Raw genomic sequence first — 1,492 nt, forward strand, 5'->3', positions numbered from 1 at the left:
CCTGCCTTCATATACTTCGTGGCACGACTGACCGCCTCCACATGAGCGGCATACCCCGGAATCTGCCCCGGCCCACCCGCCTTGTCCCAGTGATGCACCAAGCTGCGACTGGATATACCCAGGGCCGTTTTCAACTTGGGGTGATCGCCCAAGGTGGTCTGCCCGCGCAGGCGGGTGGAGTTGAGCAGATGAGCATCCAACTGGTTCATCCACCGTTGGCGATCAGCAAAAAACTGCGGTGACCTAAGGTGCCCGTGCTGCCGGTAGCTGTCCTGATGCAGGCGCTCCATGGCCTGCAGCGTTTCGCGCAGATTGCTCAGGTGCTTTTCCATCACCACTGCGCTGACGCCGAGCCAGGTTGAGGTTTGGCCGATGAAACCGGCGACTTCAGCACCATGGCGATACAGAAAGTCAGCCTCGTCCGGCGTCAGCTCATCCAGTGATGCGCTGACGTGTTGAGCCGCCTGCAACAGTTGCGCTTCCTGATAGGTGCACGAGGTGTTGTTCGGATCGCTGAGTACGATCATCGAGCCGGCTTTGACGTGGCTCGTATTCGGGTTCAGTGCCTTAAACTTGCGCATTACAGCCGGGTCGAACGTTGGAAAAAGTGTGGCTTCCAGCGCCTCGCGGCTGATACTTTTGGGCACGATATAAAAACCTGGCTCCTGACCCTGCACACCATTGAATGCCATTGATCCAACATGACCGGACGGCACGAAACCAGAATGACGTGGCGCTACAGTGTTTCGATTTACAGATGATGGGTTTGTTTGAGCTACTCGCAGGTTAATGGGCGGTTCTGTATGTTGGTTTTCATAGGTGGCCGAGTACACCGAAGGAATCAGCTCGGCTTTACAGGGACAGTCGCTGTAACTATCCAAAGTGCCGGCCATAAGCCGGCCATGGCTGTTTATGTGGGAAATGCCACCGACGATCTTATAAGTTTGCCCATCCTTGCCACAGGTGACTCGGTCACCTTCGCACGCATGGAAAAGGCCATGTATGTTGACTCTCTTATCACCGTCCAGCACTTCCCCGCCGCAGGTGGTCTTGTCACCCAGACCTATGAAATAACCTAAGCTCATTGCTTTACCCTTTATCCATTTGAGTTTATGGCCGCACTCTCCTTCTCGTCTCGAATAAGAAAATTGATACGTGATGCATTCAATCGAGGTAAACGAGAACGAGAGAGTCAGCGGCAAGCCAAACTTTGGAGAGGGATTTACTTAGGGTAAAGTCGGACGATTCCGGGTATTTCGTCGTATAAGTCTGATAGGCCTGCGACGTCCGGCACAGTGCTTCGGGCGGCTACTTCTAGCTGCGTGCTTGGCGGGCCGCTGCACGGACGCCTGCCTGCACTTAGTGATTACGACGCGGCACCTTCCATTCCCGATGGGGGAACTTGTACAGATAGTTCAGGTTATCCATATCGAACCGGCCATCCTCCTTGCCGGGGCCACCGAAGAAGCTGATGCCGATATCCAGCTTGGGC

The 1,492-nt window shown here is 55.0% G+C and carries 1 protein-coding gene; it reads right to left on the minus strand.

All coding sequences use genetic code 11. The annotated features are described in order from the left end of the window. Positions 1 to 1,085, minus strand: a 1,085-nt coding sequence (locus BKD70_RS23570; protein WP_070415503.1) for a PAAR domain-containing protein, incomplete at its 3' end; no start/stop codon positions are given. Positions 1,086 to 1,492: the final 407 nt, after the last annotated feature.

The organism is Pseudomonas sp. BS-2016 (assembly GCF_001806145.1).
Lineage (GTDB): Bacteria > Pseudomonadota > Gammaproteobacteria > Pseudomonadales > Pseudomonadaceae > Aquipseudomonas > Aquipseudomonas lundensis.